The 24,556-nt window shown below is 64.8% G+C and carries 21 protein-coding genes and 3 pseudogenes; 6 read left to right on the forward strand and 18 right to left on the reverse strand.

Annotation, left to right across the window (positions count from 1 at the left end):
- Both AUC69_RS17250 and AUC69_RS02480 read left to right on the forward strand, forming a co-directional pair.
- A partial coding sequence (locus tag AUC69_RS17250) for a hypothetical protein (protein WP_158007985.1) occupies positions 1-1,555 on the forward strand: 1,555 nt, incomplete at its 5' end.
- Between the two features lie 75 nt (positions 1,556-1,630).
- A complete protein-coding gene (locus AUC69_RS02480) occupies positions 1,631-2,068 on the forward strand; it encodes a hypothetical protein (protein ID WP_069440761.1) in 438 nt (145 codons plus the stop codon).
- Positions 2,069-2,212: 144 nt separating this feature from the next.
- Here the strand turns inward: AUC69_RS02480 and AUC69_RS02485 are convergent, their stop codons facing one another.
- The 4 genes from AUC69_RS02485 to AUC69_RS02500 are packed head-to-tail and all read right to left on the reverse strand — an operon-like array spanning position 2,213 to position 5,578.
- Positions 2,213-2,803: an ABC-type transport auxiliary lipoprotein family protein gene (locus AUC69_RS02485; RefSeq protein ID WP_069440762.1), complete on the reverse strand. Its 591-nt coding sequence runs from the start codon at positions 2,801-2,803 to the stop codon at positions 2,213-2,215.
- 49 nt (positions 2,804-2,852) lie between these two features.
- Positions 2,853-3,689: an MlaD family protein gene (locus AUC69_RS02490; protein WP_069440763.1), complete on the reverse strand. Its 837-nt coding sequence runs from the start codon at positions 3,687-3,689 to the stop codon at positions 2,853-2,855.
- Positions 3,690-3,713: 24 nt separating this feature from the next.
- On the reverse strand, positions 3,714-4,514 hold the full coding sequence (locus AUC69_RS02495) for an ABC transporter ATP-binding protein (RefSeq protein WP_069440764.1): 801 nt from the start codon (positions 4,512-4,514) through the stop codon (positions 3,714-3,716).
- Complete coding sequence (locus tag AUC69_RS02500) at positions 4,511-5,578, reverse strand: MlaE family ABC transporter permease (RefSeq protein ID WP_069440765.1); 1,068 nt, start codon at positions 5,576-5,578, stop codon at positions 4,511-4,513. Before AUC69_RS02500 ends, AUC69_RS02495 begins: the two co-directional genes overlap by 4 nt.
- A 205-nt stretch (positions 5,579-5,783) precedes the next feature.
- Between AUC69_RS02500 and dgcA the strand changes: the two genes are divergently transcribed.
- Positions 5,784-6,803: an N-acetyl-D-Glu racemase DgcA gene (dgcA, locus tag AUC69_RS02505; RefSeq protein WP_069440766.1), complete on the forward strand. Its 1,020-nt coding sequence runs from the start codon at positions 5,784-5,786 to the stop codon at positions 6,801-6,803.
- A 3-nt stretch (positions 6,804-6,806) separates the two neighbouring features.
- On the opposite strand, the pseudogene AUC69_RS02510 reads toward dgcA, so the two are convergent.
- Positions 6,807-7,144 (reverse strand): annotated as a pseudogene (locus tag AUC69_RS02510) (DUF302 domain-containing protein).
- 60 nt (positions 7,145-7,204) lie between these two features.
- A pseudogene (locus AUC69_RS16830) lies at positions 7,205-9,122 on the reverse strand (MFS transporter).
- A 190-nt stretch (positions 9,123-9,312) separates the two neighbouring features.
- Between AUC69_RS16830 and AUC69_RS02520 the strand changes: the two are divergent.
- Positions 9,313-10,065, forward strand: a complete 753-nt coding sequence (locus AUC69_RS02520; protein WP_141700544.1) for a protein phosphatase CheZ — start codon at positions 9,313-9,315, stop codon at positions 10,063-10,065.
- Positions 10,066-10,135: 70 nt separating this feature from the next.
- Here the strand turns inward: AUC69_RS02520 and AUC69_RS02525 are convergent, their stop codons facing one another.
- Together AUC69_RS02525 and AUC69_RS02530 are read right to left on the reverse strand one after the other, a co-directional pair.
- Complete coding sequence (locus AUC69_RS02525) at positions 10,136-11,299, reverse strand: glycosyltransferase family 4 protein (protein WP_069440768.1); 1,164 nt, start codon at positions 11,297-11,299, stop codon at positions 10,136-10,138.
- Positions 11,299-12,087: a UDP-2,3-diacylglucosamine diphosphatase gene (locus AUC69_RS02530; RefSeq protein WP_193427394.1), complete on the reverse strand. Its 789-nt coding sequence runs from the start codon at positions 12,085-12,087 to the stop codon at positions 11,299-11,301. The genes AUC69_RS02525 and AUC69_RS02530 overlap by 1 nt, the downstream gene beginning before the upstream one ends.
- A gap of 115 nt (positions 12,088-12,202) precedes the next feature.
- On the opposite strand from AUC69_RS02530, the gene AUC69_RS02535 reads away from it, so the two are divergent.
- Positions 12,203-13,069, forward strand: coding sequence for a fructosamine kinase family protein (locus tag AUC69_RS02535; protein WP_069440770.1), 867 nt, complete (start codon positions 12,203-12,205; stop codon positions 13,067-13,069).
- Positions 13,070-13,629: 560 nt separating this feature from the next.
- On the opposite strand, the gene AUC69_RS02540 is transcribed toward AUC69_RS02535, so the two are convergent.
- Entirely contained in the window at positions 13,630-13,992 is a 363-nt protein-coding gene (locus AUC69_RS02540; protein WP_069440771.1) for a hypothetical protein, read from the reverse strand.
- Between the two features lie 254 nt (positions 13,993-14,246).
- Between AUC69_RS02540 and AUC69_RS02545 the strand changes: the two genes are divergently transcribed.
- Complete coding sequence (locus AUC69_RS02545; RefSeq protein ID WP_069440803.1) at positions 14,247-15,092, forward strand: fumarylacetoacetate hydrolase family protein; 846 nt, start codon at positions 14,247-14,249, stop codon at positions 15,090-15,092.
- 6 nt (positions 15,093-15,098) lie between these two features.
- On the opposite strand, the pseudogene thiD reads toward AUC69_RS02545, so the two are convergent.
- The 9 genes and pseudogenes from thiD to glpX all read right to left on the reverse strand — a co-directional run bounded on the left by thiD (position 15,099) and on the right by glpX (position 24,448).
- Positions 15,099-15,906, reverse strand: a pseudogene (thiD, locus tag AUC69_RS02550) (bifunctional hydroxymethylpyrimidine kinase/phosphomethylpyrimidine kinase).
- A 57-nt stretch (positions 15,907-15,963) separates the two neighbouring features.
- Entirely contained in the window at positions 15,964-16,695 is a 732-nt protein-coding gene (locus AUC69_RS02555) for a cytochrome c biogenesis CcdA family protein (protein ID WP_069440772.1), read from the reverse strand.
- A gap of 9 nt (positions 16,696-16,704) precedes the next feature.
- The gene (locus AUC69_RS18885) at positions 16,705-17,079 is read right to left on the reverse strand and encodes an HAD family hydrolase (RefSeq protein ID WP_083239023.1); all 375 of its coding nucleotides are present in this window, start codon (positions 17,077-17,079) and stop codon (positions 16,705-16,707) included.
- Positions 17,080-17,407: 328 nt separating this feature from the next.
- Positions 17,408-18,085, reverse strand: a complete 678-nt coding sequence (gene rpe / locus AUC69_RS02565) for a ribulose-phosphate 3-epimerase (protein ID WP_069440804.1) — start codon at positions 18,083-18,085, stop codon at positions 17,408-17,410.
- A 75-nt stretch (positions 18,086-18,160) separates the two neighbouring features.
- A complete protein-coding gene (locus AUC69_RS02570; protein WP_141700547.1) occupies positions 18,161-19,411 on the reverse strand; it encodes a phosphoglycerate kinase in 1,251 nt (416 codons plus the stop codon).
- A gap of 14 nt (positions 19,412-19,425) precedes the next feature.
- Positions 19,426-20,433: a type I glyceraldehyde-3-phosphate dehydrogenase gene (gene gap / locus AUC69_RS02575; RefSeq protein ID WP_069440773.1), complete on the reverse strand. Its 1,008-nt coding sequence runs from the start codon at positions 20,431-20,433 to the stop codon at positions 19,426-19,428.
- 14 nt (positions 20,434-20,447) lie between these two features.
- The gene (tkt, locus tag AUC69_RS02580; RefSeq protein ID WP_425283499.1) at positions 20,448-22,412 is read right to left on the reverse strand and encodes a transketolase; all 1,965 of its coding nucleotides are present in this window, start codon (positions 22,410-22,412) and stop codon (positions 20,448-20,450) included.
- 73 nt (positions 22,413-22,485) lie between these two features.
- On the reverse strand, positions 22,486-23,415 hold the full coding sequence (locus AUC69_RS02585; protein WP_069440775.1) for a phosphoribulokinase: 930 nt from the start codon (positions 23,413-23,415) through the stop codon (positions 22,486-22,488).
- Between the two features lie 37 nt (positions 23,416-23,452).
- Entirely contained in the window at positions 23,453-24,448 is a 996-nt protein-coding gene (gene glpX / locus AUC69_RS02590; protein ID WP_069440776.1) for a class II fructose-bisphosphatase, read from the reverse strand.
- Positions 24,449-24,556 lie beyond the last annotated feature (108 nt).

A 24,556-nucleotide genomic window follows, 5' to 3' on the forward strand; every position in this document is an offset into this window, starting at 1 on the left:
TCACCATGTAGTGGCCGAAGGTGCCGCTAGCCTCGACAAGACCCTCACCGAGCGCACGAACGCTCTCACGAACGTGGTGGCCGAGAGCGCCGTCACGCTCGATAAGACGCTCACCGAGCGCACGGACGCTCTCACCAACGTGGTGGCGGAAAGCGCGGTCACGCTCGACAAGACGCTGTCCGAGCGCACCGACGCCTTCACCAATGTGGTGGCCGAAGGCGCCATCGCCTTCGAGAAGACCCTCACCGAGCGCACCGAAGCTCTGGCCACGACCATCGACGAGCGGGCCAATGCGGTGGACAAGACGCTGGCCGATCGCACGGCCCAGTTCACCTCGGCGGTCAACCAAGGCGCCATCGCCCTCGACCGGACGTTGGCCGAGCGGGCCGACAGCTTCACCAAGTCTCTGCTGGAGAAGGTGAAGGGGCTGGAGACGGCCATCACGCAGCAGACCGCGGCCCTCGATCAGACCATGGGCGAGCGGACGCAGCTGGTCATCACGTCCCTCGCCGAGCGGCTCAAGTCCATCGACACGACTTTCGGCCAGCGCACGGCCGAGACCGACAAGATGCTCGGCGAGCACACGCGCGTGGCCGAGGAGACGTTCGGCAAGCAGACCGCGCAGCTCAATGAGGTCCTCGCCAACAACTCGCAGATGATGCAGCAGACGGCGGAACAGGTCGGCGCCCAGTCCAAGGAGGCGGTCGACATCCTCACCAGCCAGACCGGGAATTTGCGCGAGGTCTCACGCGGGCTGCTCGAGCAGATCCACGGCCTCACCCAGCGCTTCGAGAACCAGGGCCAAGCCATCCTCACCGCGGCGAAGGCGCTCGATTCCTCCAACGCCAAGATCGACTCCATTCTGGAGGGCCGCCATCAGTCCATTATCGGCCTGCTCCACACGGTCAACACCAAGGCCAAGGAGCTCGACGGCATGATGGGCAACTACGCGGGCATCGTCGAAGGCGCGCTGACGCAAGCCGAGTCGCGGGCCAAGCAGGTGACCACGGCCCTCGGCCGCGATACCGCGAGCCAAGCCCAGCAGGCCCTCGCCCAGATCGAGAAGCTGCGCGAAGAGGCGCAAGCCCACACAGCCCGCGCGGTCACCGACCTCAAGGGCAGCTTCGAGACGGTCATCACGCAGATCGGCAAGCAGCTCGAGCAGATGCGCGGGCAGTTCGATCATACCTCGCGCGGCATGCGTGAGGCGGCGCGGCAGACCGCGACCGATCTCGACAGCTTGCGCCAAGAGATGCAGAAGCGGATGGACACCCTGCCCGAGCAGACCGCGCAGGCGACCGCCGCGATCCGCAAGGCGCTCACCGACCAGTTCCGCGAGATCGAAGCCCTCCACCCCGACCCTGTCGCGGGCGAGCGCTTCCGCCGCGACCATGGGCAGCGGAGCCGATCCTTACCGCCAGTCGCCGCAGCCCCAGCCGCAGCCGAGGCCCCAGGCCTTCGCGCCGCAGGACGATGGCCGTTCAGGCGGCGACTACGGCCTGCCGCCGCTGCCGCGGTTCGATGCGCGCGGACGTCAGGTGTCCGCCCCGCATGAAGCGGCCGATCTCGACCAGGCCGCGGGCGGCCTCGCGCACCAGCTTGCTGCGCCGGTAGCCGTGGCAACCGGTCCATGGGCGAGTTGCTCTCCCAACCCGATCCGTATGGCGGACAGGGCTACGGCAACGCCCCTGCCCCGGCTCCTGCCTATGGCGGCGGCCGCCCGGCTCCTGCCGGCGCCGGTCAGCTCCGTATCGAGGAATTGGCCCGGGCGATCGACCATCGCACGGCGGCGGATGTCTGGCACCGCATGCGGGCCGGCGAGCACGGCGTGCTCGGACGTCACATCTACACCTATGACGGCCAGGTGACCTTCGAGGAGATCTCCGGCCGCTACGATCGCGACGGCGAGTTCCGCAACACTGTCGACCGCTATATCGGCGACTTCGAGCGCCTGCTCGCGGAAGCCGAGCAGTCCGACCCGACGGGCAACATGTTGCAGAACTATCTGACGTCGGAGACCGGGCGCGTTTATCTGCTGCTCTCTCACGCGAGCGGCCGCCTGCGCTAGAGCCTCGCACGTTTTAGGCTCCCCCAAAGATTGGCCCCCTCCTCCCAGACCGGGAGCGAGGGGGCCTTTTTTTTTGGAGTCGTTTCAGCGCAATGGGCCGCGCGGCTGACAAGCCGGTGGCAATTCGTGAAAATCGGGAAGACCTTAGCGGCGGGCGGAGACCCAGCCGGTGATGTCCTGCAGCACCTCGGTGAAGGCCTGGTTCAGCGCGGCGATGACGTCTTCGGGGTTATCGGTGGTGGCGGGCACGCGCGAGCTGAAGCCTCTGGTGGCTACCACCCTGCCCGAGCTGGTGTTGATCAGCTTGGCGAAGATGTCGACCTCGGCGGCGGCCTTGCCGCTCGACACGTCGACCTGGAAGGCACGCAGCTCCGTGGCGAGACCGAATTGCCCGGACGTGGCGCTCACCGCCTTGACCGCGCCGGAATTCTGGAAGCTCTCGATCATGCGGGCCTGCACCAGCCGCGGCAGGCGGTCGCTCCAGGCAACGCCCTTGTAATAAGACACCTGATCGGCCCGGGGACGCACCATCAAGCGGTTGGTCTCGAGCGCATGCACGGCCACGGGTTCATAGACGACGAGCTGCCAGGGTGCCCGGCGGGCGCTGCCGGCGAAGTCGAGCGCGACGAGGTCGTAGGTATCCGGTGCGTGGCCACCACCGCCGCCCGCGAGCGCGCAGCCCGCTAGGCCCAGGCAAATCAAGCCCGCGGCAAGAATCGGCGCCGACCGAGACATGTCCGATCGCCCCCTGTTACGCGGCACTCCAACGGCCTTTTGAAGTGCCTTATTGACCACGTGGAGTGTATTCCGGCACTTGTGATCCACCAAGCAAAAAGCCGCGGGGGTCAGCCTCCAACTTCTCAAGAACTCGGTTCAGAGTTGCTGCCGCACGGCGCCCTTCGCGCATGGTCGCACTGAACTCCTGCATGCTTTCCTTGGCCTGCCGGGTCAGTCCGTCCATGTTATCCCCAAGAGAGACTTCGAGCTTACTACTCAAGCTCTTGAACGACTGTGCGCCCTGACCGACATCGTCGATCATCTGGCCGATCTCGGCATTCTTCTCGTTCAGCATGGAAGTGAACTGCTGGAGATTGCCCAAGGTCGTGGTGATCGCCTTCTCATTGGCGGCAACGAGGTCGTCGAGACGCTTGATAAACACATTGGCGTTGTTCAAAGCCGCCGGCGCGGCATCGAACAAGCCCTGCCCGGCCCCGCGATCTGCCTGGATCGTCGGCACCGGGTCTTCTCCCGTCGCCACCAGCAGGGGCGAGTCCGGCGTGCCGGGCGTGATCTGGATACCGCTGCCACCGGTCAGGCCGAGCGATTGGATGCTGGCGCGGGAGTTCTCGCGCACCGGCGTTCCGTCGTTCACGCTGATCAGAACCTGCACTTTGCGGCCGTCGTCGGGATCGAGGGCGAAGGACTGCACCTCGCCGACCTTGATGCCGTTGAAGCCGACACTCGAGCCCGAAGTGAGCCCGGCTACCGAAGTCTCGAACACGATGAGGTAGCGCGTGCCACCGCCGGCGAAATTGCTGATCCAGAAAATGAAGATGAAGGCAAAGGCGAGCACGCCCAGCACGAAGCCGCCGATCATCAAGTAGTTCGCTTTGGTTTCCATTGGACCCTCAACAAACACGCGCCATTAGACGATGAGCCGTCGCTGCTCGGTCGGGCTCGCGGCACGCGCACGCTCGCCGCAGAAATATTCCTTGATCCAAGGGTGATTGGGCTGGCGCTGCAGTTCGGCCGGCGATCCAGTCCGCACGATCTGTTTGTCGGCCAGCACCGCCACCCGGTCACACACCGTAAAAATGGTATCAAGGTCGTGGGTCACCATATAGACAGTCAGCCCAAGTGTCTGTTGTAACTTGCGAATTAGGTGGTCAAAGTCGGTGGCGCCAATAGGGTCGAGACCGGCCGTAGGCTCATCCAGGAACACGATCTCGGGGTCCAGCGCGAGCGCCCTGGCCAAGCCGGCGCGCTTCCGCATGCCGCCCGAGAGCTCGGAGGGAAACTTGTGCGCGGCGACCGGCGGCAGGCCGACCATGGTGAGCTTGAGGAAGGCGAGGTCGTCCATCATGGACTGCGGCAGGTCGAGATGCTCACGCATCGGTACCTGGATGTTTTGCAGCACGGTCAGCGAGGAGAACAGCGCGCCGTCCTGAAACAAGAGGCCCCAGCGCTTCTCGATCTCGAGGCGGGCTTCCGGCGTGAGCGTCTTGGCATCCTGTCCGAACAGCCCGACATCGCCCTTGTCCGGCGTCACCAACCCGGTGATCACTCGCATCAGAACCGACTTGCCCTGGCCGGAGCCGCCGACAATGGCGAGGATCTCGCCGCGATAGACGTCGAGATTGAGCCCGTCCCAAATCTGATGGCTGCCGAAGCTCTTGGCGAGCCCGCGCACGCGGATGACCACCTCTCGTCCGTTGTCGACGATCACACCCCGATCCCCGACAAGAACATGGCGAAGACGGCGTCCAAAATGATGACCAGGAAGATCGCCTTGACCACGGCGCTGGTGACATGGGTGCCGAGGGACTCCGCGCTGCCCTCCACGCGTAAGCCTTCGAGGCAGCCGACAAGGCCAATGATAACAGCGGCGAACGGCGCCTTGATCATGCCGGCCATGAAATGCTGGACGTCTACCGCTTCGTGCAGCTTGTCGAGATAGGTCGACATATCGAGCCCGAGCACGCCGAAGGCCATCACGCCGCCGCCGGCGAGCCCCATGATGTCGCCGAGGAAGGTGAGCAGCGGCAGCGCCACGACCAGCGCCAGCACGCGCGGCAGCACCAGCGTGTCCATAGGATCAATGCCGAGCGTCCGCATGGCGTCGATCTCCTCCCGCATCTTCATGGAGCCGATCTCGGCGGTGAAGGCCGAGCCCGAGCGGCCGGCCACCATGATGGCGGTAAGCAGGATGCCCACCTCGCGCAAGGCCAGGATGGCGACCATGTTGACGGCGAAGGGCTCGGCGCCGAAGGGGCGCAACTGCACCACGCCTTGCTGCATGACCACGGCGCCGATCAAGAAGCAGATCAAGGCGATGATCGGCACGGCCCGCAGGCCCGCGTGGTCGAGATGATGGAAGAAGGAGATCGGCCGAAAGCGCCAAGGCTGCTTGAACAGGCGCAAGAAGGCCGCCGTCACCTCGCCGAGAAACGTCGTGAGCTCGATCCCGTCGCGCCACACGCCGGTCAGCGTCTTGGTGGTGTCCTCGATGGCTTGCGTGAGCAGTCCGCGCTTCTCGACCTCGGGCCGCTGGGCGTTGCCGCGGCGATGCACCTCCTCGATGAGGATGCGGAAGCCTTCGGTGGCGCCGGCGTAATGGGTCCGCAATCCGCCCTTCTGCCAAGCATTGGCCGTGCGCTGGAGCAGCCAGGCGCCCGCCGTGTCGATCTCGGCGATCCCGGCGATGTCCATCTCGCCGGTGAAGTCCGGCGTGGGCGGGATCGGCACTCTGAGGCGCTTCAAGGCCTTGTCGAGCCGCGCGGCCTCGGCCACCGTCCAGCGCCGGTCGCCACCAGCCGGAACGTGGTGCCACTAAGCTCGACGCGGAAGCCCGGGGCGCGGGCTTGCGTCGGCAGGACGAGCTGGTGATCGCGCTTGAGCATGGAAGGGCTTAACTTGGCTCGTGGTCTACGCTTTTAGCCGGCACCGTGAGAATTTCTCTGTATTTGAATGATAACACGGGAGAAAGAAAGGCGTTATGGCGGGTTCTCGGCTTGACCTTAACGGCGCGGGCGCCGGTTTGCGGCTCGCGCTCCGGGTGGAACGCTGGCCCATCCGCGGGGCCTTTACCATCGCCCGCGGCGCCAAACGCGAGGCGCAGGTGGTAGTGGCCGAGATCGGCGACGGCACTCATGTCGGGCGCGGCGAATGCGTGCCCTACGCCCGCTACGGCGAGAGCGTCGAGAGCGTGGTCGCCGCGATCGAATCCGCCCGCGGGACCCTCGCGCAGGGCCTGGACCGTGCCGGGCTCAACGCTCTTCTCCCGGCCGGAGCGGCGCGCAATGCGCTCGACTGCGCCATGTGGGATCTGGAGGCAAAGCGGTCAGGGCGCCGCGCGGCGGCACTCGCCGGGCTCCCACCCCCGCACGCGGTGGCGACGGCCTTCACCATCTCGCTCGGCGATCCTCAGACCATGGCGGCGCAGGCGAAGGCGGCGGCTCGGCATTCGCTGCTCAAACTGAAACTGGGGGGCGCCGGCGATCGAGACCGTCTTGCGGCCGTCCGCGCAGCCGTGCCGCATACACGCCTCATCGCCGATGCCAACGAGGCCTGGCAACCGCATGAAACCGAGTCGCTTCTCGCCGCAGCGGCAGATACCGGCGTCGAGCTTGTCGAGCAGCCGCTGCCCGCCGGTGCGGACGGGCTGCTGGAGCAGATCGCGCATGCGGTGCCGGTCTGCGCCGACGAATCCGTGCATGACCGCGCCTCGCTCGATGCGTTGTCCCGGCGCTATGACGCGGTGAACATCAAGCTCGACAAGACCGGTGGCCTCACCGAAGCGCTGCTCACCGCCGAGCGTGCCCGCACGCTTGGCCTCAAGATCATGGTGGGCAGCATGGTGGCGACATCGCTGTCGATGGCCCCCGCCCTGCTGGTGGCGCAAAACGCCGACTGGGTGGATCTCGACGGCCCGCTCTTGCTGGCGGCCGACCGCACGCCTGGCCTTATCTACGAGGCGGACATGGTCCTTCCGCCGGCGCCGGAGCTGTGGGGCTGACGCTCAGAGGCTGTCGACGACACGCTTCAGCCGGTCGCGGACATTCTGGGCGACCTCGGCGAGACCCGGATTGTCGATGGCCTGCATGGAGGCGGCCGGGTCGACCGCCGACACTTCGACGTCCCCGTTTGCATGCTGCTGCACGATCACGTTGCACGGCAGCATGGTGCCGATCTTGTCCTCGAGCTGGAGCGCGCGATGGGCGAGTTGCGGGTTGCAGGCGCCGAGGATCCTGTAGGGGCGGAAGTCCTCGCCGAGCTTCGCCTTCATGGTGGCGGCCACATCGATATCGGTGAGCACGCCGAAGCCCTCTCCCTTCACGCCTCGTTCACACGCGCGATCGCCTGGTCGAAGGGGACATCGAGCGTCTTTGAGAATGGTAGCTCATTCCGGTGCGCTCCTTACATCATCCCGCAGCCGCCGCCCAAGAGCTTGTCGGCCTTTTCCTTCTGCGCGTCCGTGAGCACGGCATAGAGGCCCTCGGTCGCCGGCTTGAGCGCCTTGAGGCTCTCAAGCTTGGCTTCGGTCGCCTTGATACGCGCGTCCATGCGCTCCACGGCGTTCCCGCTCTCCTTGGCTTTCATCATGTCGGCATGCATGCCTCCATGGAGGCATGGCGTGCCTGATCGCTTCGGCGTAAGCGTTCCAGGCGTCCGTCTGTGCGTCGGTGATCTCAAGATCAGCTTTGATGTAGGCAAGACGGCCTTCCATCATCGGGCGCGAATGCATCATGCCGCCTTGCATCATGCCCTTGCCCATCATGCCGCCCATCTTGGGGCAGTTGGCTTTGCCCTGGCCCTTCATACCGCCTTGCATCGCGCCTTTGCCCTGGCCGGGACCTCCCTGGCCCATCATACCGCCTTGACCACTTTGTTGCGCTGTGGCCGGGGACATGGCGATCGCCACCCCCATGCTGGCCGCACACAGAAACATGCCGAGCTTGTTCATGACATCCTTCTCCTTGGCTAAGCCGGAATCGTAGCTGTCCGGTGGACCCTGTCGTTGAGACCGATCAACAACACCCAAAATGGGGAGGTTTAACGGTTGCCGCACGTGGCCATTCGTCGCCCATAGGCGCGCCAATCTAGCGATCCAGATCGTCGACCGCGCCGACAACGGGACCACCATGCCAGCGCCGGCGCAGCAGAACGGCCGCGACCGTTCCAAAGAGAGCCACGCCGCCATGACCCCGTAGGCCTCGCCGCCGAGCGTCCGATAGAGCGGACCGCAGGCGAGCGTCACCGACCCCATGACGAGACCGGCGACCACGGCGGCGTAGAGCCCTTGCGCGGTGGCCGCTCGGTCCTCGGGCACCGCATGGGTGAGGAAATGAATGGCGGCGAGATGGGCGGCGCCGAAGCTCATGGCGTGAAGGGTCTGCAGCAACCCGGTCACCAGCAGAGGCGGATCGACGGCCATGAACCCCCAACGCAGCACGGATGCCGCGCCCGCCAGCCCCAATAACCTCACCGTACCGCAAGCCGCGATCACCCGGCCCGAAACGGCGAACAGCGCCACCTCGGCGACGACGCCGACAGACCACAGCGCACCGATGACGCCGGCGGACAAGCCTTGCGCCTGCCAGTGCAGCGTGCCGAAGGCATACATGAGCGCGTGACTTGCCTGGATCAGGCTCGCCGCCAGCAGGAACAGCAAGAATAGCGGCGCGCGGGCCAGCGCAAAGGCATCGCGGAGCTTGAGACGGCGGAGCGCCGGCGGGGCACCGGCAGGCTGACTCTTTCGCTTGTCAGGCTGCCGCGGCATCAGGTGGGTCGCCAACACCATCAACGCCGTGGCGCCAAGCAAGAGCGGTAGCACGGTCTGCGGCCCGAAGACTTGGATGATGGAGCCGGAGCCGAGGCTCGCCACGATGAACGTGATGGAGCCCCAGAGCCGCACCCTGCCGTAGTCGAGACCGCCGCTGCGGATGCCGCCTGCCGCCACGGTCTCGATCAACGGCATGATCGACGTCCAGTTGATCGCCAGCAGCGTGATCGACAACAGCATCTGCCAGAAGCCGTCCGAGATCCACAGAAGGACGAAGGAGAGCAACGCCCCCCAAGCCAGGACGATGAGGATGGCGCGGCGGTCGCCGATACGGTCGGCGACGAAGCTGATGGCCGGGGCGAAAAAGATGCGCGTATAGAGCGTCGCCGCCAACAGCACGGCGATCTGATCGGCGTTGAGCTCGCGCCATTTCAGCCAGACCGGGAGATAGGGCAGATAGCAGCCGATCACCAGAAAGAGCGCGGCGTATAAGAAGCCGAGGCGCAAGGCGAACGACTTCGGCGCGGCACTCGCTGAGGCGTGGTTTGCCATTGAGTTAACGAATCCCTTGCCCTAACGGCGGTACGCTCGGCCCCATACCCCGAATCAGGCTAGCCTCGCCACCACCATGCCGGAACGAGCCCCAGACCGCGCCGATCCTTTGCAGTCAAATCCGGTGCCGCACAAACGCGGACTGGCAGAGGAATATGCTGCGCTTGAGGCAACGCGCGCGGCAACGCCGGTGGGCCGATGGTTCCTGGCCGAATATGCCCGCCGGAACCGGACGCCCGAGACCCAATTGATGCTCGATGCCATCGCCAGGCTGGAAGCGGCGGTGCTCAAGCCGCAACGCCAGGCCGGCTTGGCGCCCGTGCTGTCCGAGCTCGTGGGAATGAGCGACGCCATCGCGCGGACCCGGCGGGAGATCGCCCAGATCCGGCCACCCCATCAGTTCGACCAACAGTTGACCAATGCCACCGAGGAGCTCGACCAGATCGCCGAGGCCACCGAGAGAGCCACCTCGGAGATCCTATCGGCGGCGGAGGACATCCAGGAGGTGGCCTGGACGCTGCGGGAGCAAGGCGTCGCGACCGAGCTATGCGAGAGGATCGATCAACGGGCGATCGACATCTACACCGCCTGCTCGTTCCAGGACATCACCGGCCAGCGCACCGCGAAGGTCGTGCGGGCGCTCCACCTCATCGAGCAGCGTATCAACGCCATGATCGAGATTTGGGGGGTCGATGAGATTGCCCAAAGGGCTGGCGATGCGGCGCAACGGTTGGAGCGGTTCGCGCAACAGGAGGCCGCGCTGCTGGACGGTCCCAAGGCCCACGGTGAAGGCCTAAAGCAGGATGACGTGGACCAGATGCTGGGCGCTCCAGCGATGGCGCCAGCCCATGACGCCGAAGAAGACCGCGCCGGTTTCGAGCGGCCCGAGCCCCTGACGCTCGACAAGCTCCACGCGGTCAAGCGTGCCGCCCTATTCGGATAACTTTTTTTGGACGCGAAATCAGAGGCTTAGCGGAAAAGTGCGACAAGTTGGCACCCCTGCCCTTGAAAACTTAGGGGCTGCTAACCATCTCTGGGTGGACGCAATGTCCCCCAAAGCGTCCCCCAAACTGACGCATGAATGAGACGGCCCGGTTTCCCCCCAACCGGGCCGTTTTCTTTTGCGCGGGGCGCCGCCCGCGCCATCGGGGCAGCAGCCGGCGCCGCTCCGGAAGGCCCAGATGATGGGCTGTGAGCACGTTATCAATGAATTCCCTAGCCGAATTCTCCCAGCTGTATTGCAGGGCATGAGCCCGGGCCGCCTTGCGGTCGAGGCCAAGCGCGGTCATGGCGGCCGCCCGCAAATCGGTATCGAGCACGCCGCAGGCCGGGTCGGTCAGCACATCCTTCGGGCCGCTGACTGGAAAGGCGGCCACGGGCACGCCGCAGGCCAGCGCCTCCAGCAGCACGAGCCCGAATGTGTCGGTAAGGCTCGGGAAGACGAACACGTCCGCCGAGCAATAGGCTTGCGCCAAGTCCTCGCCCTGCTTGGGGCCCGTGAACAAGACCTCGGGATAGACACGCCGCAGCTCCGCCAATTGCGGGCCGCTGCCGACGACCACCTTGCGGCCGGGGAGATCGAGATCGAGAAACGCCTTGATGTTCTTCTCCACGGCGATGCGGCCGACATAGAGAAACACAGGACCGTCGCCGAACAGTCGAAGCGGTCTCGGGTGATAAAGCTCCAAGTCGACCCCGCGCGACCAGCGCATCATGCGCTCGAAGCCGCGCGCCCTCAGGTCGTCCTCCACGGAGGCCGTGGCCACGAACAGACCGGCGCCGCTATTGTGAAAGCGCTTCTGGAAGCCGTAGCACCAGGACTCGGGAATGGGCAGCCGCGCGCTGACATATTCCGGAAATCGCGTGTGGTAGCTCGTGGTGAAGGGGCGCTTCGTCTTGCGACAATGCTGCCGCGTCATCAGCCCTATCGGGCCCTCGGTGGCGATATGGATGAAGTCGGGGCGCGGCGCTTCCACCCGGCGCGCGATCATGCCCGGGGTGGCAAGCGACAACCTGATCTCAGGATAGGTCGGGCAGGGAAGTGTTAGGAAATCGGCGGGCGTGAGGAAACAAATCTCCGCGCCGAGCTTCGGCGCTTCTTGGGCAAGCCGCTCATAGGTGCGGACCACGCCATTCACCTGGGGATGCCAGGCATCGGTCGCGACAAGGATGCGCATCAGGCGGCGGCCTCAAGCTCCTCGACGCGGTCAACCGGCGTGCTCATGCCTGTATGCGGATTCCAGCGGATGATCTCGAAGATCCCTTCCTCGGTCTCGGCGACGGCAGTGCAGCTCTCGACCCAATCGCCGGTGTTGATGTAGATCACGTCGCCAACCTGGCGCATGGCGGCGTGATGGATGTGGCCGCAGATCACGCCTTGCGCCCCATGCCGGCGCGCCTCCTGCGACAGCGCGGTTTCAAACTCGCCGATATAATTCACGGCGCGTTTGACCCTGTGTTTGAGATAGGCCGATAGCGACCAATACGGCATGCCGAACCAGCGGCGCACCACATTGAGATGCGTGTTGAACCAGAGCGCCATCGTGTAGCTCCAGTCCCCGAGGAAGGCGAGCCACTTGGCGTAGCGCACGACCACGTCGAACTCATCGCCATGCATGATCAGGTAGCGCCTGCCGTCGGCGCCAACGTGAATCGTCTGGCGCTCGATGGCGACGCCGCCGAATTGCGAGCCGCAATAATCGCGCATGGCCTCATCGTGATTGCCCGGGATGTAGACGAGGTCGGTACCTTTGCGGACTTTGCGCAGGAGCTTTTGCAGCACGTCGTTGTGGGGCTGCGGCCAATAGATGCCGCGCCTGATGCGCCAGAAGTCGACAATGTCGCCGATCAAATAGATCTTCGGCGCGTCGTGGCAGCGTATGAAATCGAGGAAGGCTTCGGCCTGACAGGCCTTGGTTCCGAGATGGATGTCGGAGATAAAAAGCGCTCTGAACCGCCGTGTCACGGCATCGTTCGGCGCGTCATCTGCGGTCGGAGTGTCTAGCACGGTAGGTTGCGAGTTAAGGTGATTTTGTATCAGGCTTGTGACATCGGCGATGCAGGTTGGTTAACGCCGCGCCATGAACAATAGCCAACTCAAGAACCGCCTGGAGGCGGCGCTCGGGTCGCCGATCGCCGAGACCGCATCGTTGCCCGTGGGCTTCGGCCTTAACGGCCTCGCGGTGCGGCTGGCGGACGGGCGCCGGCTGGCGGTGAAGGCGCGCGGCGGAGAAGCCGGGGCAAATCTCGAGGTCGAGGGCTATATGCTCGGCGAGCTTACGCGGCTTTCGGCCCTGCCCGTTCCGCATGTCCATGTGGCCACACCGAGCCTCCTGGTCATGGATTTCATCGACAATGACGGTGGGCCCATCACGGACGCCGTCGAACGCCATGCGGGCGAGTTGATCGCCGCGCTGCATGCGACACCGCGAGAGGATTTCGGCTACGCGCGGGACACGCTGATCGGCCCGCTTGCCCAGCCCAATCCGCCCTCTCCGCGCTGGATCCCCTTCTTCCGTGACCACCGGCTGATGCACATGGCGAAGGCCGCACGGACGGAAGGCCGCCTGCCGCCTGCGTTCTTTGGGCGGCTGGAGCGCCTGGCCGAGCGCCTCGACGATTATTTGATCGAACCGCCCTTCCCCAGCCTGCTGCATGGCGATCTGTGGACCGGCAACGTCCTCGTCAAAGGCAGCCGAATCGCCGGCTTCGTCGATCCGGCCATCTCTTGCGGCCACCCGGAGATCGAGCTCGCCTTCACCACCATGTTCGGGACGTTCGGGAAGCCGTTTTTCGAGGCCTATGAGAGCCTCTCACCGCTTGAGCCGGGGTTCCATCAGGTGCGGCGAGGCCTCTATAACCTCTACCCGACACTGGTTCATGTGCGGCTGTTCGGAACGAGCTATCTGGCGGGGATTGACGACACGCTGACCGCGCTTGGGCTCTAGCGGATGGCAAAAAAAGAACCGGCCCGGGCAAAGCCGGGCCGGTCTTCCCTGCGAAACGAGCCGAACGCGAAAGGCTTGCACCTTTTCAGCGGGCTTCGACTCGCCCCCCCATTTTGTTCCTGAGCCGTCGTTTTTGCTCTTGCTTCAGGTCCCTCGAGTTCCCCGTATTCTCAGTCTTGGTCCCCGTCCGTCGTCTTGGAAGAAGTAGGCCCCCCAGCCCCGTCCCCCGTGTTTGTGATGCAAAGCTAGCGCAGTCTCGCGGCAGGCTTCAACATTCCGCGAGGCCGGAAATGCAAAACGCTTGGGCACTGTTGCGGAAATGCAAAAGGGCCGGCGGGCACCTTGACAGGGCGGCATTTTATTCAGATATATCAAGAAGTTGCTCAATATAAACTGCAGTTGAGTCCGGCCCCGGCGCGACCGCTATCACACGCGTCACGCGCATGCGCACACTGGCTCGAGAGCAAACTTTACGGGGCCCTGTTGCAGTTGAGCAACGGGCCGGGCAGACCAGCCACAGGCCGTGTCAAATCGCGACAAAAGGCCGAATCCCCGCAGCGCTAACGATGCAGGGAAAGGTTGGCGACGGGGCGGTAAGCGCCCGAGCCCTTGTCGAGCTGAACGATAGTGATGGCGTGCCGCGAGCCCGACAGACTGATGCTCATGCGACCGGCAAATTTGTCGCCGCTCAAGCGCACGCGCACGGAGTTGCCGCTCGCCGTCCCACTGACGGCGCCGGAGGCGGCGTATAACGCCTCGCTCCACGAGCCGCTGACCCGCCCGCCCTTGTAGGTCAGGTTGAAGCTAGCGGCGAATTTATGGTCGACGCCGGCGCAGCGGATGTTCTGCGTCACCGCCGCCCCTTCGGTCTTGTAGGTGGCGCGGCAACTGACCTTCTCGGCATTGCCCTTGAGCGGCGTCACCGTTCCACCCCCCGACCAGTAACCGTTCAGCTTCCCGTACGGATTGGAGGAAGCAGAACGGGCTGGCGGTGCGCCAACCGCAAGCACTGCCAGGGCAAGCAGCTGCCGACCAGGACCGAATGGAGGCGAAGTCTCATGAGAGCGGGTTCCCTTAGGTTCTCGGATGATCCAGGCCAGGCCGGGCGCCGTCGTGGCCCGTTGCGCCCCTGGCGCTCGCGTGCAACATGCAAAAAAATCATGACCGGGGAAAGATGATGAAGCTGCTGCGTTATGGCGAACATGGGCTGGAGAAGCCCGGAATTCTAGATGGCCAGGGCCAAATCCGGGACTTGTCGGGAATTGTCGGCGAGCTTGCCGGCGAGACGCTCGGCCGGGAAAGCCTGAGTCGTCTCAAGGCGCTCGACGTTGGAACGCTGCCCCTAGTTGAAGGCAGTCCCCGTCTCGGAGCGCCGATCGGCCTCGTGCCGAAATTTCTCGGCATCGGGCTCAACTACCGCGACCACGCCGAAGAGACCGGCATGCCGATTCCGGAAGTGCCAATCGTCTTCGCCAAGGCGACATCCTGCGTCTCGGGACCCGACGACCCGATCCTTGCGCCCAAGGACTTCCAGCGCATGGATTTCGAGGTGGAGCTTGCGGTTGTCATCGGCAGCCGGGCGCGGAATGTCGCCGTCGAGAATGCGCTCGATTACGTCGCCGGCTACTGCATCGGCAACGACGTCTCCGAGCGTAGCCTGCAAAAAGGCGGTCCCGGCGAATGGATCAAGGCCAAGAGTCATGACAGCTTCGGGCCGCTCGGCCCTTGGCTCGTGACCACGGACGAAATTCCCGATCCGCAAAATCTCGACCTGACGCTCGACCTCAATGGGGAGCGGATGCAGACGGGGAACACCGCGACCATGATCTTCACCGTGGCGGAGCTGGTGAGCTATATCAGCACATATATGACGCTGGTTCCCGGCGACGTCATCACGACCGGCACGCCGCCAGGCGTCGGCATGGCGCGCAAGCCCCGCGTGTTTCTCAAGCCTGGCGATGAGCTGGTGTTGAAGGTCGCGGGCCTCGGCGAGCAGCACGCGAAAGTCGTGGCCCTGGACTAGGCCGGCTTACGGCGTCTCCCACAATGCATGGAAGTGGTGGACGGGGCCTCTGCCCTTGCCCACCGCAAGCTCGTTCGGCGGCGATGATCGCCGCGGTCACGTAGAGCTTGGCGATCTTCACCGCCTTGTCCAAGGTCTCTCCCTTGGCCAGCTCGGCGGCGATGGCTGACGATAAGGTGCAGCCGGTCCCATGCGTATTCTCGGTCATCACGCGCGGCGCCTCGATGCGCTGCGCGCCCTCGCCGGTGACGAAGATGTCGAGCGCCGTTTCGGCCATCGATTCGCCACCCGTGAGCAGCACGGACCGGGCACCCATCTCGCGCAAGCGCTCGGCCCGTCCCTCCATCCATTTCTCCCGGCTCTCGTCGGGCTCACCGAGCAAGGCCGCCGCTTCCTTCAAGTTTGGCGTGATCAAATCCGCGCGCGGCAGGAGCTTGGTGCGCAGCAGATCGAGCGCATTCTCGTCGAGCAAGGGATCGCCGCTCGTCGACACCATCACCGGGTCCAGCACCACGGGCACCGAGGGGAAGGCGTCGAGGCCCTCGAGAACCGCCTCGATGATATCGCCGGTGCCCAACATGCCGATCTTGATGGCGCTGACCCTGAGGTCGTTCGCCACGGACCGCATCTGCGCCAGCACGAATTCAGGCGGCACCACCATGACGTCGTCGACGCCCTGGGTGTTCTGCGCTGTGAGCGCGGTGATGGCGCTCGCGCCGTAGACGCCGAGCGCGGAGAAGGTCTTGAGGTCGGCTTGGATGCCGGCTCCGCCGGATGAATCGGAGCCGGCGATCGTCAGCGCGATGGCTGTCATGGTGTCGGTCATGGGGCGCCACTATTCACCGCTTCGCGGCGAGCGCAAGCGGTATGGTTAGCCGATGGTGGCAAGCCCCGGGAATGTTTGCAGGATCCAGCCGGCAATCAGCGTCATGGAATCCGTGAGGAACAAAATCCCGGTGAGCACGAGAAAGCCGCCGAGCACCTTTTCCATGATCGCCAGATGGCCCCTGAAGCGCTGCATTGCCCGCATGAATGGCTTGATGGCGACGGCGGCCATGATGAAGGGAATACCCAGCCCGAGCGAATAGACCAGAAGCAGGCTGACACCTTGGCTGACCGAGTCCTCGCCCGCCGCGACGGCGAGGATCGAGCCGAGCACCGGTCCGATGCAAGGCGTCCAGCCGAAGGCGAAAGCCAGGCCGATCAGATAGGCGCCGAGCAGGCCGGCGGGGCGGGTATCGGCGTGATAGCGCGCCTCGCGGTGGAGGATCGGGATGTGGAGCACGCCGAGAAAGTGCAGGCCCGCGATGATGATCAGGACGCCGGCGATCTTGGCGAGCAGCGGCAGGTTCTCGGCCACGAGTTGACCCATGGCCGTCGCCGATGCGCCGAGGATGACGAAGACCGTGGTGAAGCCGAGCACGAACGACCGACGACAACACCACGGTCTGGTAGACGTGGCTCGCGTCTCGTCCTCGCCGGTGAGCTGATCGAAGGTCGTGCCGCCGAGGAAGCAGAGATAAGGAGGCACGAGCGGTAGCACGCAAGGGCTCAGAAAGCTCAGCAGTCCCGCGATCAACGCGCCGAAATAGGTGACATCCATGGCGTCTAGCTATTGTGCTTGCTCGGCAAGAGCAAGGGCCGGAACCAGTTCGTGAAGATGATTGATAACGGCATCCGCCTTGAGCTCAGTGACCGGGGTCACGGAGTAACCATAAGAGACGAGAACGACCCCGGAGAGTCCGGCCGCCCGGGCGGTCTCCACATCGACGACGCTATCGCCCACCATGAGCGCGGTGTCCGGCGTGGCGCCCAGGGCGCGGACGACATGGGCGAGACCGGCGGGGTCCGGTTTCTTGGGGAAGCCCGCCTCACTGCCCTGAATGTGGCCAAAGGCGTCGGCGATGCCCAACGCTTGGAGGAGATCCCGGGCAATCGGCTCGGGCTTGTTGGTGCAGAGACCGCATGCGAGTCCTGCGTCCCGCAGGCGCTCCGAGCCTGCGCGCCGCCCGGATAGAGCCGGGACCGGTCCGCGGGGCTCGCCGCGTAATGGTCGAGGAGCCGCGCGACCGCCTCGTCGTGGTCAGCGCCTGTGAGAGACGCGCCATGGGCGGCAAGGCCACGCTCCAACAGCTTGGCAAGGCCACCGCCGACCATGTCCTTCACGGCGCTCTCGGAATGGGGCGGAAGGTCGAGGTCGGACAGGGTTCGATTGAGCGCCGCGGTGAGGTCGCCGATCGTATCCACCATCGTGCCATCGAGATCGAAGACGACGGCGCGGAAACCACGCCCCTGCTCCCAAATTCCTTGCACCATCAAGCCGCGGCTGCGCGGGCGCGCGTGGCTGCGGCGCGAATGGCGGCAATGTTCTCGGCTAATGCGCCGTCCTTGAAGACGGCAGAGCCGGCGACGATCACATTGGCGCCGGCTTCGGCCACCAGCGGCGCGGTCTCGACATTGATGCCGCCATCCACCTCCAGGTCGATGGGACGGCTGCCGATCATCTCACGGATGGCACGGATCTTCCCGAGCTGCTCCGGGATGAAAGCTTGACCGCCGAATCCCGGGTTCACCGTCATCACGAGGACGAGGTCGGTCTTGTCGAGCACATATTCGATCGCCGTCTCCGGCGTCGAAGGCGTGAGGCTGACACCCGCTTTCTTGCCCAGGCTTCTGATGTGCTGAAGGGTCCGGTCGAGATGCGGTCCGGCCTCGGCATGAACGGTGATGATGTCGGCGCCGGCTGCCGCGAAGGCCTCGATATAGGGATCGCAGGGCGCGATCATCAAATGCACGTCGAACACTTTGTCCGAGTGCGGCCTGAGCGCCTTCACCACATCGGGGCCGATGGTGATGTTGGGCACGAAGTGACCGTCCATGACATCGACATGGATCCAGTCGCAACCGGCGTCATCGATGGCGCGAACATCCTCGCCGAGCTTGGCGAAGTCGGCCGACAGGATCGACGGCGCGATGACGATGTCCTGAGTCATGGCCTTCGCCCGCTCGGTCATCTCAACCTCCTGTTCGGGCCCGCGTCCGCTGACGCGGAGCCCGGGACCTTCCTCTTATCCGGCCGCGACGGCTTCGTGCTTCGCGTTGACTTGGCCGCTGGCGAGGGCGATGACCGCCGGCAGTTGACGCCCCGCCAGCCACTCGAGGAACGCGCCACCCGCGGTGGACACATAGGTGAAGTCCGGGGTCGCACCGACCATATTCAAGGCGCGCACGGTATCGCCGCCACCGGCAATGCTGATGAGCTTGCCCTCTTTCGACAGGCGTCCCGACTCCTCGGCAAGCGCCAACGTGCCCTTGCCGAACGGCGCAACCTCGAACGCGCCGAGCGGGCCGTTCCACAGAAGCGTGCGCATCTCGCCGAGACGGGCCTTCAGGCGCTCGATGCTTTTCGGGCCCTGGTCGAGAACCATCATGTCGCTCGGGATCGCGTTGACGTCGCACACAGCCCACTCGGTGCCCGGCGCCAGTTCCTTGGCCACCACCTCGTCGACCGGCAAGAAGATCTCGCAGCCCGCGCGTTTGGCCGAGGCCAGGACGTCCTTCACCGTCTCGACGAAATCGGGCTCGTAGAGCGAGTTGCCGACATTCACGCCCTGGGCGTTGAGCAGCGTGTTGGCCATGCCGCCGCCGACCACCAGCACGTCCACGCGCGTGGCGAGATTCTTCAGGACGTCGATCTTGGTCGAGACCTTGGCGCCGCCGACGATGGCCATGACGGGCCGCTCGGGATCCGCGAGCGCGGTTCTGAGCGCGCTGATCTCCGCCATCATCAGCTTGCCGGCGTAAGCCGGCATGAGATGCGCGATCGCCTCGACCGAAGCATGGGCGCGGTGCGCCGAGGAGAAGGCGTCGTCCACATAGATGTCGCCCAAAGCAGCGAGCTGCCTGGCAAAGCCGAGGTCATTGCTCTCCTCGCCCTTGTGGTAGCGAAGATTCTCCAGCACGGCGACATCGCCCGTCGCCAGCGTCTCGAGCCCCTTCTCGACATCGGGACCCACACAGTCGTCTAGGAACAACACCGGTCCGCCATTCAGCAACTTTTCCACGCGCTCGGCGACTGGGCGCAACGAGGTCTCCGGCGAACGCTCGCCTTTCGGACGCCCCAGGTGGGACATGAGGATGACCTTGGCACCCCCTTGCTTGAGCTTCGAAATTGTCGGAAGCACACGCTTGATGCGCGTGTCGTCGGCGACCTCACCATCCTCAATCGGAACATTGAGATCGGCGCGCACGAGAACCCGCTTACCGTTCACATCGAGATCGTCGATCGTCTTGATGTTCGACAGATCGATTTCAGACATACTCAGTTCAGAACTCATATCAATCGTCCCATGGCGACAGCCGTGTCGCTCATCCTGTTAGAGAAACCCCATTCGTTGTCATACCAAGCCACCACGCGGCAGAATGTGCCGTCGATGACCTGCGTGCCGGTCAGATCGAAGATCGAACTTAGGGGATCATGATTGAAGTCCGATGAAACCAGCGGCTTATCGCTGACCCCAAGAACGCCCGCAAGCGGGCCGTTAGCCGCCTTGACCATAGCCTCGTTGATCTCGTCGGCCGTGGTCGGGCGCGATGAATCAAACGTAAGATCGACCAGACTGACATTGGGCACCGGCACCCGGATCGAGGCGCCGTCGAGCTTGCCTTCGAGTTCGGGCAGCACGAGGCCCAACGCCTTGGCGGCGCCGGTCGAGGTCGGGATCAGGTTCACGGCGCTCGCCCGCGCCCGGCGCGGATCCTTGTGCAAGGTGTCCACGGTCCGCTGATCGCCGGTATAGGCGTGGATCGTGGTCATGTAGCCGCGCTCGACGCCGACCGTCTGCTGCAGCACCTGCGCGACGGGCGCGAGGCAGTTGGTGGTGCACGACGCATTGGAGACGACGTGATCCTTCCCAGTCAGCTTGTCGCTGTTGACGCCATAGACAACGGTCAGGTCCGCCGAGCAGGGCGCCGAGACCAGCACCCGCTTGGCGCCTGCCTTGAGATGCTCGGCCGCCGTCTCACGCTTGGTGAAGCGGCCGGTACATTCCATGACGATATCGACGCCGAGGTCACCCCAGGGCAGCTTCTCCGGGTTGGCTTCCGACAGAACGGCGACATCTTGACCGTCCGCCTTGAGGCGGCCGTCCACCACGGCGACCTTGCCAGGGAACCGTCCATGCACACTGTCGAACTCGAGCAGAAGCGCATTCATATCTGCCGAACCGAGGTCGTTGATCGCCACGAACTTGAGATCGTCGCGGCCAGACTCCAAGAAGGCCCTGAAGGTGAGCCTGCCGATGCGGCCAAATCCGTTGATGGCGACGCGCGTTTTAGCCATGTCCTCCCCTACCTCTACTTTCTGACGATCAGATCACGCGCGGCGGCCGCGGCGGCCTCAGGCGTGATGCCGAAATGCTTATAAAGCTCCTGCGCCGGGGCAGAAGCGCCGAATCCGCGCATGCCGATAAATGCGCCCTTGGGACCCAGCCATTTCTGCCAGCCGAACTCGACAGCCGCCTCCGATCCCGACCCGGGGTGCCGTGCCGAGGACGCGTCCCGATAGCTCTCGTCTTGTGCCTCGAAAAGCTCCCAGCAGGGCATGGACACGACGGCGGCCTTGATGCCCTCGCCTTGCAGCATTTTTGCGGCATCCAGCGCCATGGTGACCTCCGAGCCCGTGGCGAGCAGGGTCACGTCGCGGCCGCCTTCCGGCTCCAGCAGCACATAGGCGCCCTTGGCGGACAAATTCTCGTCCGTCGGCGCATTGCGGAGGACCGGCAGACCCTGGCGGGTCAGGGTGAGGATGGTGGGCGTGTCGCTGGCGAGGAGCGCGATTTCCCAGCATTCGGCGCATTCGACCGAGTCGGCCGGCCGCATCACATAGAGCCCCGGGATGGCGCGGAGCGCCGCCAACTGCTCGACCGGCTGATGGGTCGGCCCGTCCTCGCCGAGGCCGATGGAATCATGGGTCATTACATAGACGACCCGCTGACCCATGAGCGCCGAGAGCCGGATCGAAGGCCGGCAATAGTCGGAGAAGACAAGGAAGGTTCCGCCGTAAGGCACGATGCCGCCATGCAGCGCCAGCCCGTTCATAGCGGCAGCCATACCGTGCTCGCGGACGCCGTAATGGATGTAGTTGCCGGCAAAGTCGTCCGGCTTGATGATGCCGTGCTGCTTGGTGAGCGTGCCGACCGAGCCGGTGAGATCGGCCGATCCGCCGATCAGGCCCGGGACCACCGGCAGCAGCTTCTCCAGCACCTTCTGCGAGGACTGGCGCGTGGCGAGCTTGGCGCCCTCGGCGGCGAAATCGATCTTGATCGCGGCAATGGCGCGCTGAATGCCCTGGCGCACCTCTTCGTCCACGGGATCGGTGAGGCGGGCCCGCGAAGAGGCGTCGAGCCGGCCAGCGGCCTCGATCCAGGTCTCGAAGTCCGAACGATGCCGAGCACCGGCCGCGCGCCAGCTCTTCAGGATTCCCTCAGGCACCACGAACGGCGGGTAGGACCAGCCGAGCTTCTCGCGCGCACCGGCGATCTCCTCCGCCCCGAGCGGCGACCCGTGGGTCGAGGCGGTGCCCGCCTTTTTCGGTGCGCCATAGCCGATGACCGTGCGGCAAGCGATGATCGACGGCCGGTCGGTGACGGCCTTGGCATTCTCGATGGCGAGCGCGATGGCTTCCGGGTCGTGCCCGTCCACGGCCGCGGTGTGCCAATTCGAGGCCCGAAACCGCTCGAGCTGGTCGTCGGAGATGGTGAGGCTCGTGGGCCCGTCGATGGAGATCTGATTGTCGTCGAACAGCACGATCAGCCGGCCGAGCTTGTAGTGGCCGGCAAGCGAGATGGCCTCCTGGCTGATGCCTTCCATGAGGCAGCCGTCACCCGCCAGACAATAGGTGTGGTGATTGACGATGTCGCTGCCGTAGCGCTGACTGAGCAGCCGCTCGGCAAGCGCCATGCCCACCGCGTTGCCGATGCCCTGGCCAAGAGGTCCGGTGGTCGTCTCGATGCCCGGGGCGTGGCCGTATTCCGGATGCCCGGCCGTGCGCGCGCCGAGCTGCCGGAAATTCTTGATCTCCTCGATATCCATCTCCGGATAGCCGGTGAGATACAGCAGCGCATAGATCAGCATCGAGCCGTGGCCGGCCGAGAGCACAAAGCGGTCGCGGTCCGGCCATTCGGGATGGCTGGCATCGTATTTCAAGAACCGGGTGAACAAGACGGTGGCCACATCGGCCATGCCCATGGGCATGCCGGGATGGCCGGATTCGGCCTTCTGGACCGCGTCCATGGCGAGCGCCCGAATGGCGTTCGCCATATCCTTATGGGACGCTTCAGCTGCTGCCTGATCCTGCATCAGGCTTCGGCCATCTGTATTCCCCCAAATCCGATTAGTAGGCGCGGACACCCATGGCCGCTTTGACTGCGTGATAGCCGACGAGAAGCTGGGTTAGGGCCAGCGGGTGGCTTGTGCGGGCACCATTGGCGACATCGATGCGACCGACCTGGTCGCGCAGATGGCCCGCCTCCGGAATGAGGTTCCACAGCAGATCCTCGATCCGCTCGGCCCTCTTGTCGGAGATATTGCCGTTGATCTCAAGCACATCTACAGGTTTTCCGTCCCGGTCCCGAGCCAGCTCCAGATGCAGCCCGGCATTGCTGGAGCCATCGAAGAGCGGCGTGAAGTCGGGATGCGGCAGGGTTGGCCGCAGAAGGTGACGGACATCGAGCTGCGTATCGGAGCCATTGGCTCCCTTGGGCGACTGGAAGCGGATCACGATGTCGGCGAAGGTCCGCTGCGGATGGATAAAGTTCGGGCTGTCCTGCTTGCGGCGCTCGAGCGAGGCCACCACCTCCTCCAGCCGATAGCCGCGCTTGCTCGTATCGCGATGGATCTTCCACTTCACCCTGAGATCGTCTTCGGGATCGAGAAAGATCTTTACGTCGTAGCAGTCGCGCATGGCCCTGGTGGTGTAGCCCAGCAACCCCTCGGCAATGACGAACTCCGTCGGCTGGAAATATTTCGGGCGCCCCAGGGTCCCGTGAGCGTGACAATAGTTCGGCTTCAGCACCGGCTCGCCACGGCGCAACAGGCGAAGATGCTGCTCGAGGATATCGATGTAGTTCGCACGCGGATCGAGCGCAGACAGACCGGCATCGGTCCGCTCTCTACGGTCGTACCGATGGTAGTCGTCCGTGCAGAAGACCGAGCAATGCTCCTCGCCCAGAATCTGAGCGACTCCGGCCGACAAGGTCGTCTTACCCGATGCCGAGTCACCCACGATGCCGAGGATGATCGGATGATCAACGCGTTTGGGCATTAGCCCGCTCCCAGGCGTTCCAGTCCCTGCGGCTTAGTTAAGCGACATCGCGAGCCGCCACGCTCGCTAGACGTTCCGTCGGCACATAGCTCGTCATGATCTGCCGTTCGCCCGTCGCTCCGGTTATCATCATTGTCTGCACCTTATAGTGCGACTTGGTACGGTCCACCCCTTCCAGCATGAGGCCGGTGGTAATTCCCGTGGCGCAGAAAAACACATCGTCCGAGGTGATGAGCTCGTCGCGCCCGAACCACCGCGAAGTATCGATGCCTGCGTCCTTGACGGCCTTGGCCTCGGTCTGAAGCTGGGGGTCGAGACGAGCGAAGAATTCGCCGCCGATCGCCCGGATGGCGCAGGCCGACATGACGCCTTCCGGCGTGCCACCGGTTCCCATCAGCGCATCGATGCCGGAACCCGGCACGGCGGCCATGAGCGCCCCGGCGACGTCGCCCGCGGGATACATGGCCACACGGGCGCCTGCCGCCAGGATCTGGCTGACGAGGTCACGGTGACCGGGCTTCTCCAGCACGAAGACGTTCAGATCGGAAACGTCCTTGTTGAGCACCTTGGCGAGCGCCTCGAGCTTGGTTGCCGTGGGCCAGGACGGATCGATCTGGCCCCGCGCCGGCGCACTGGCGACGAACTTCTCCATGTAGAACGCAGGTCCCGGATTCATCATGGCGCCACGCGGCGCGACGGCAAGCACGGCGAGCGCGTTGGTGAGCCCGCGAACCAGATAGCTTGTGCCCTCCACCGGATCGACGGCGATGTCGGCCTTGAAGGCAGCACCGGGACGGCCGAGATGCTCGCCGCGCTGCGGCTGCGGCGCCTCGCCCGCGGACGTCTCGCCGATGACGACGACCGCATCGAGATCGATCTTGGAGATCTCGTTCCGCATGGCGTCGAGCGCGGCGCGGCCACCGTCATCCGCATCGCCGCGGCCGATCCAGTTGAAGGCGGCGCAGGCGGCGCCCTCGGTGACGCGGCGCAAGGAATAGACGAGTTCCGGATTGACCGGCCCCGGGGTCTCCATGACATCTCCTCCCCGGCGGCCCCGCTCGAGAACCGCCGATATTCTTCATCCGGCCTGAAAAGGCCTTGGCTCACTATACCTTATGGGTCGACGCGGCCCCAATTATCA

Origin of the sequence: Methyloceanibacter superfactus, from assembly GCF_001723305.1 — a bacterium.
Taxonomy (GTDB): domain Bacteria; phylum Pseudomonadota; class Alphaproteobacteria; order Rhizobiales; family Methyloligellaceae; genus Methyloceanibacter; species Methyloceanibacter superfactus.

Excerpts from the sequence above, each read along its gene's own strand:
- AUC69_RS02525 (WP_069440768.1), bottom strand. The coding sequence starts at position 11,299 with ATGCGCATCCTTGTCGCGACCGATGCCTGGCATCCCCAGGTGAATGGC.
- AUC69_RS02535 (WP_069440770.1), top strand. The coding sequence starts at position 12,203 with ATGAACAATAGCCAACTCAAGAACCGCCTGGAGGCGGCGCTCGGGTCG.
- rpe (WP_069440804.1), bottom strand. The coding sequence starts at position 18,085 with ATGACTCAGGACATCGTCATCGCGCCGTCGATCCTGTCGGCCGACTTC.
- AUC69_RS02480 (WP_069440761.1), top strand. The coding sequence starts at position 1,631 with ATGGGCGAGTTGCTCTCCCAACCCGATCCGTATGGCGGACAGGGCTAC.
- AUC69_RS02585 (WP_069440775.1), bottom strand. The coding sequence starts at position 23,415 with ATGCCCAAACGCGTTGATCATCCGATCATCCTCGGCATCGTGGGTGAC.
- dgcA (WP_069440766.1), top strand. The coding sequence starts at position 5,784 with ATGGCGGGTTCTCGGCTTGACCTTAACGGCGCGGGCGCCGGTTTGCGG.
- AUC69_RS02485 (WP_069440762.1), bottom strand. The coding sequence starts at position 2,803 with ATGTCTCGGTCGGCGCCGATTCTTGCCGCGGGCTTGATTTGCCTGGGC.
- AUC69_RS02490 (WP_069440763.1), bottom strand. The coding sequence starts at position 3,689 with ATGGAAACCAAAGCGAACTACTTGATGATCGGCGGCTTCGTGCTGGGC.
- gap (WP_069440773.1), bottom strand. The coding sequence starts at position 20,433 with ATGGCTAAAACGCGCGTCGCCATCAACGGATTTGGCCGCATCGGCAGG.
- AUC69_RS02570 (WP_141700547.1), bottom strand. The coding sequence starts at position 19,411 with ATGTCTGAAATCGATCTGTCGAACATCAAGACGATCGACGATCTCGAT.
- tkt (WP_425283499.1), bottom strand. The coding sequence starts at position 22,412 with ATGGCGAACGCCATTCGGGCGCTCGCCATGGACGCGGTCCAGAAGGCC.
- AUC69_RS02545 (WP_069440803.1), top strand. The coding sequence starts at position 14,247 with ATGAAGCTGCTGCGTTATGGCGAACATGGGCTGGAGAAGCCCGGAATT.
- AUC69_RS02555 (WP_069440772.1), bottom strand. The coding sequence starts at position 16,695 with ATGGATGTCACCTATTTCGGCGCGTTGATCGCGGGACTGCTGAGCTTT.
- glpX (WP_069440776.1), bottom strand. The coding sequence starts at position 24,448 with ATGGAGACCCCGGGGCCGGTCAATCCGGAACTCGTCTATTCCTTGCGC.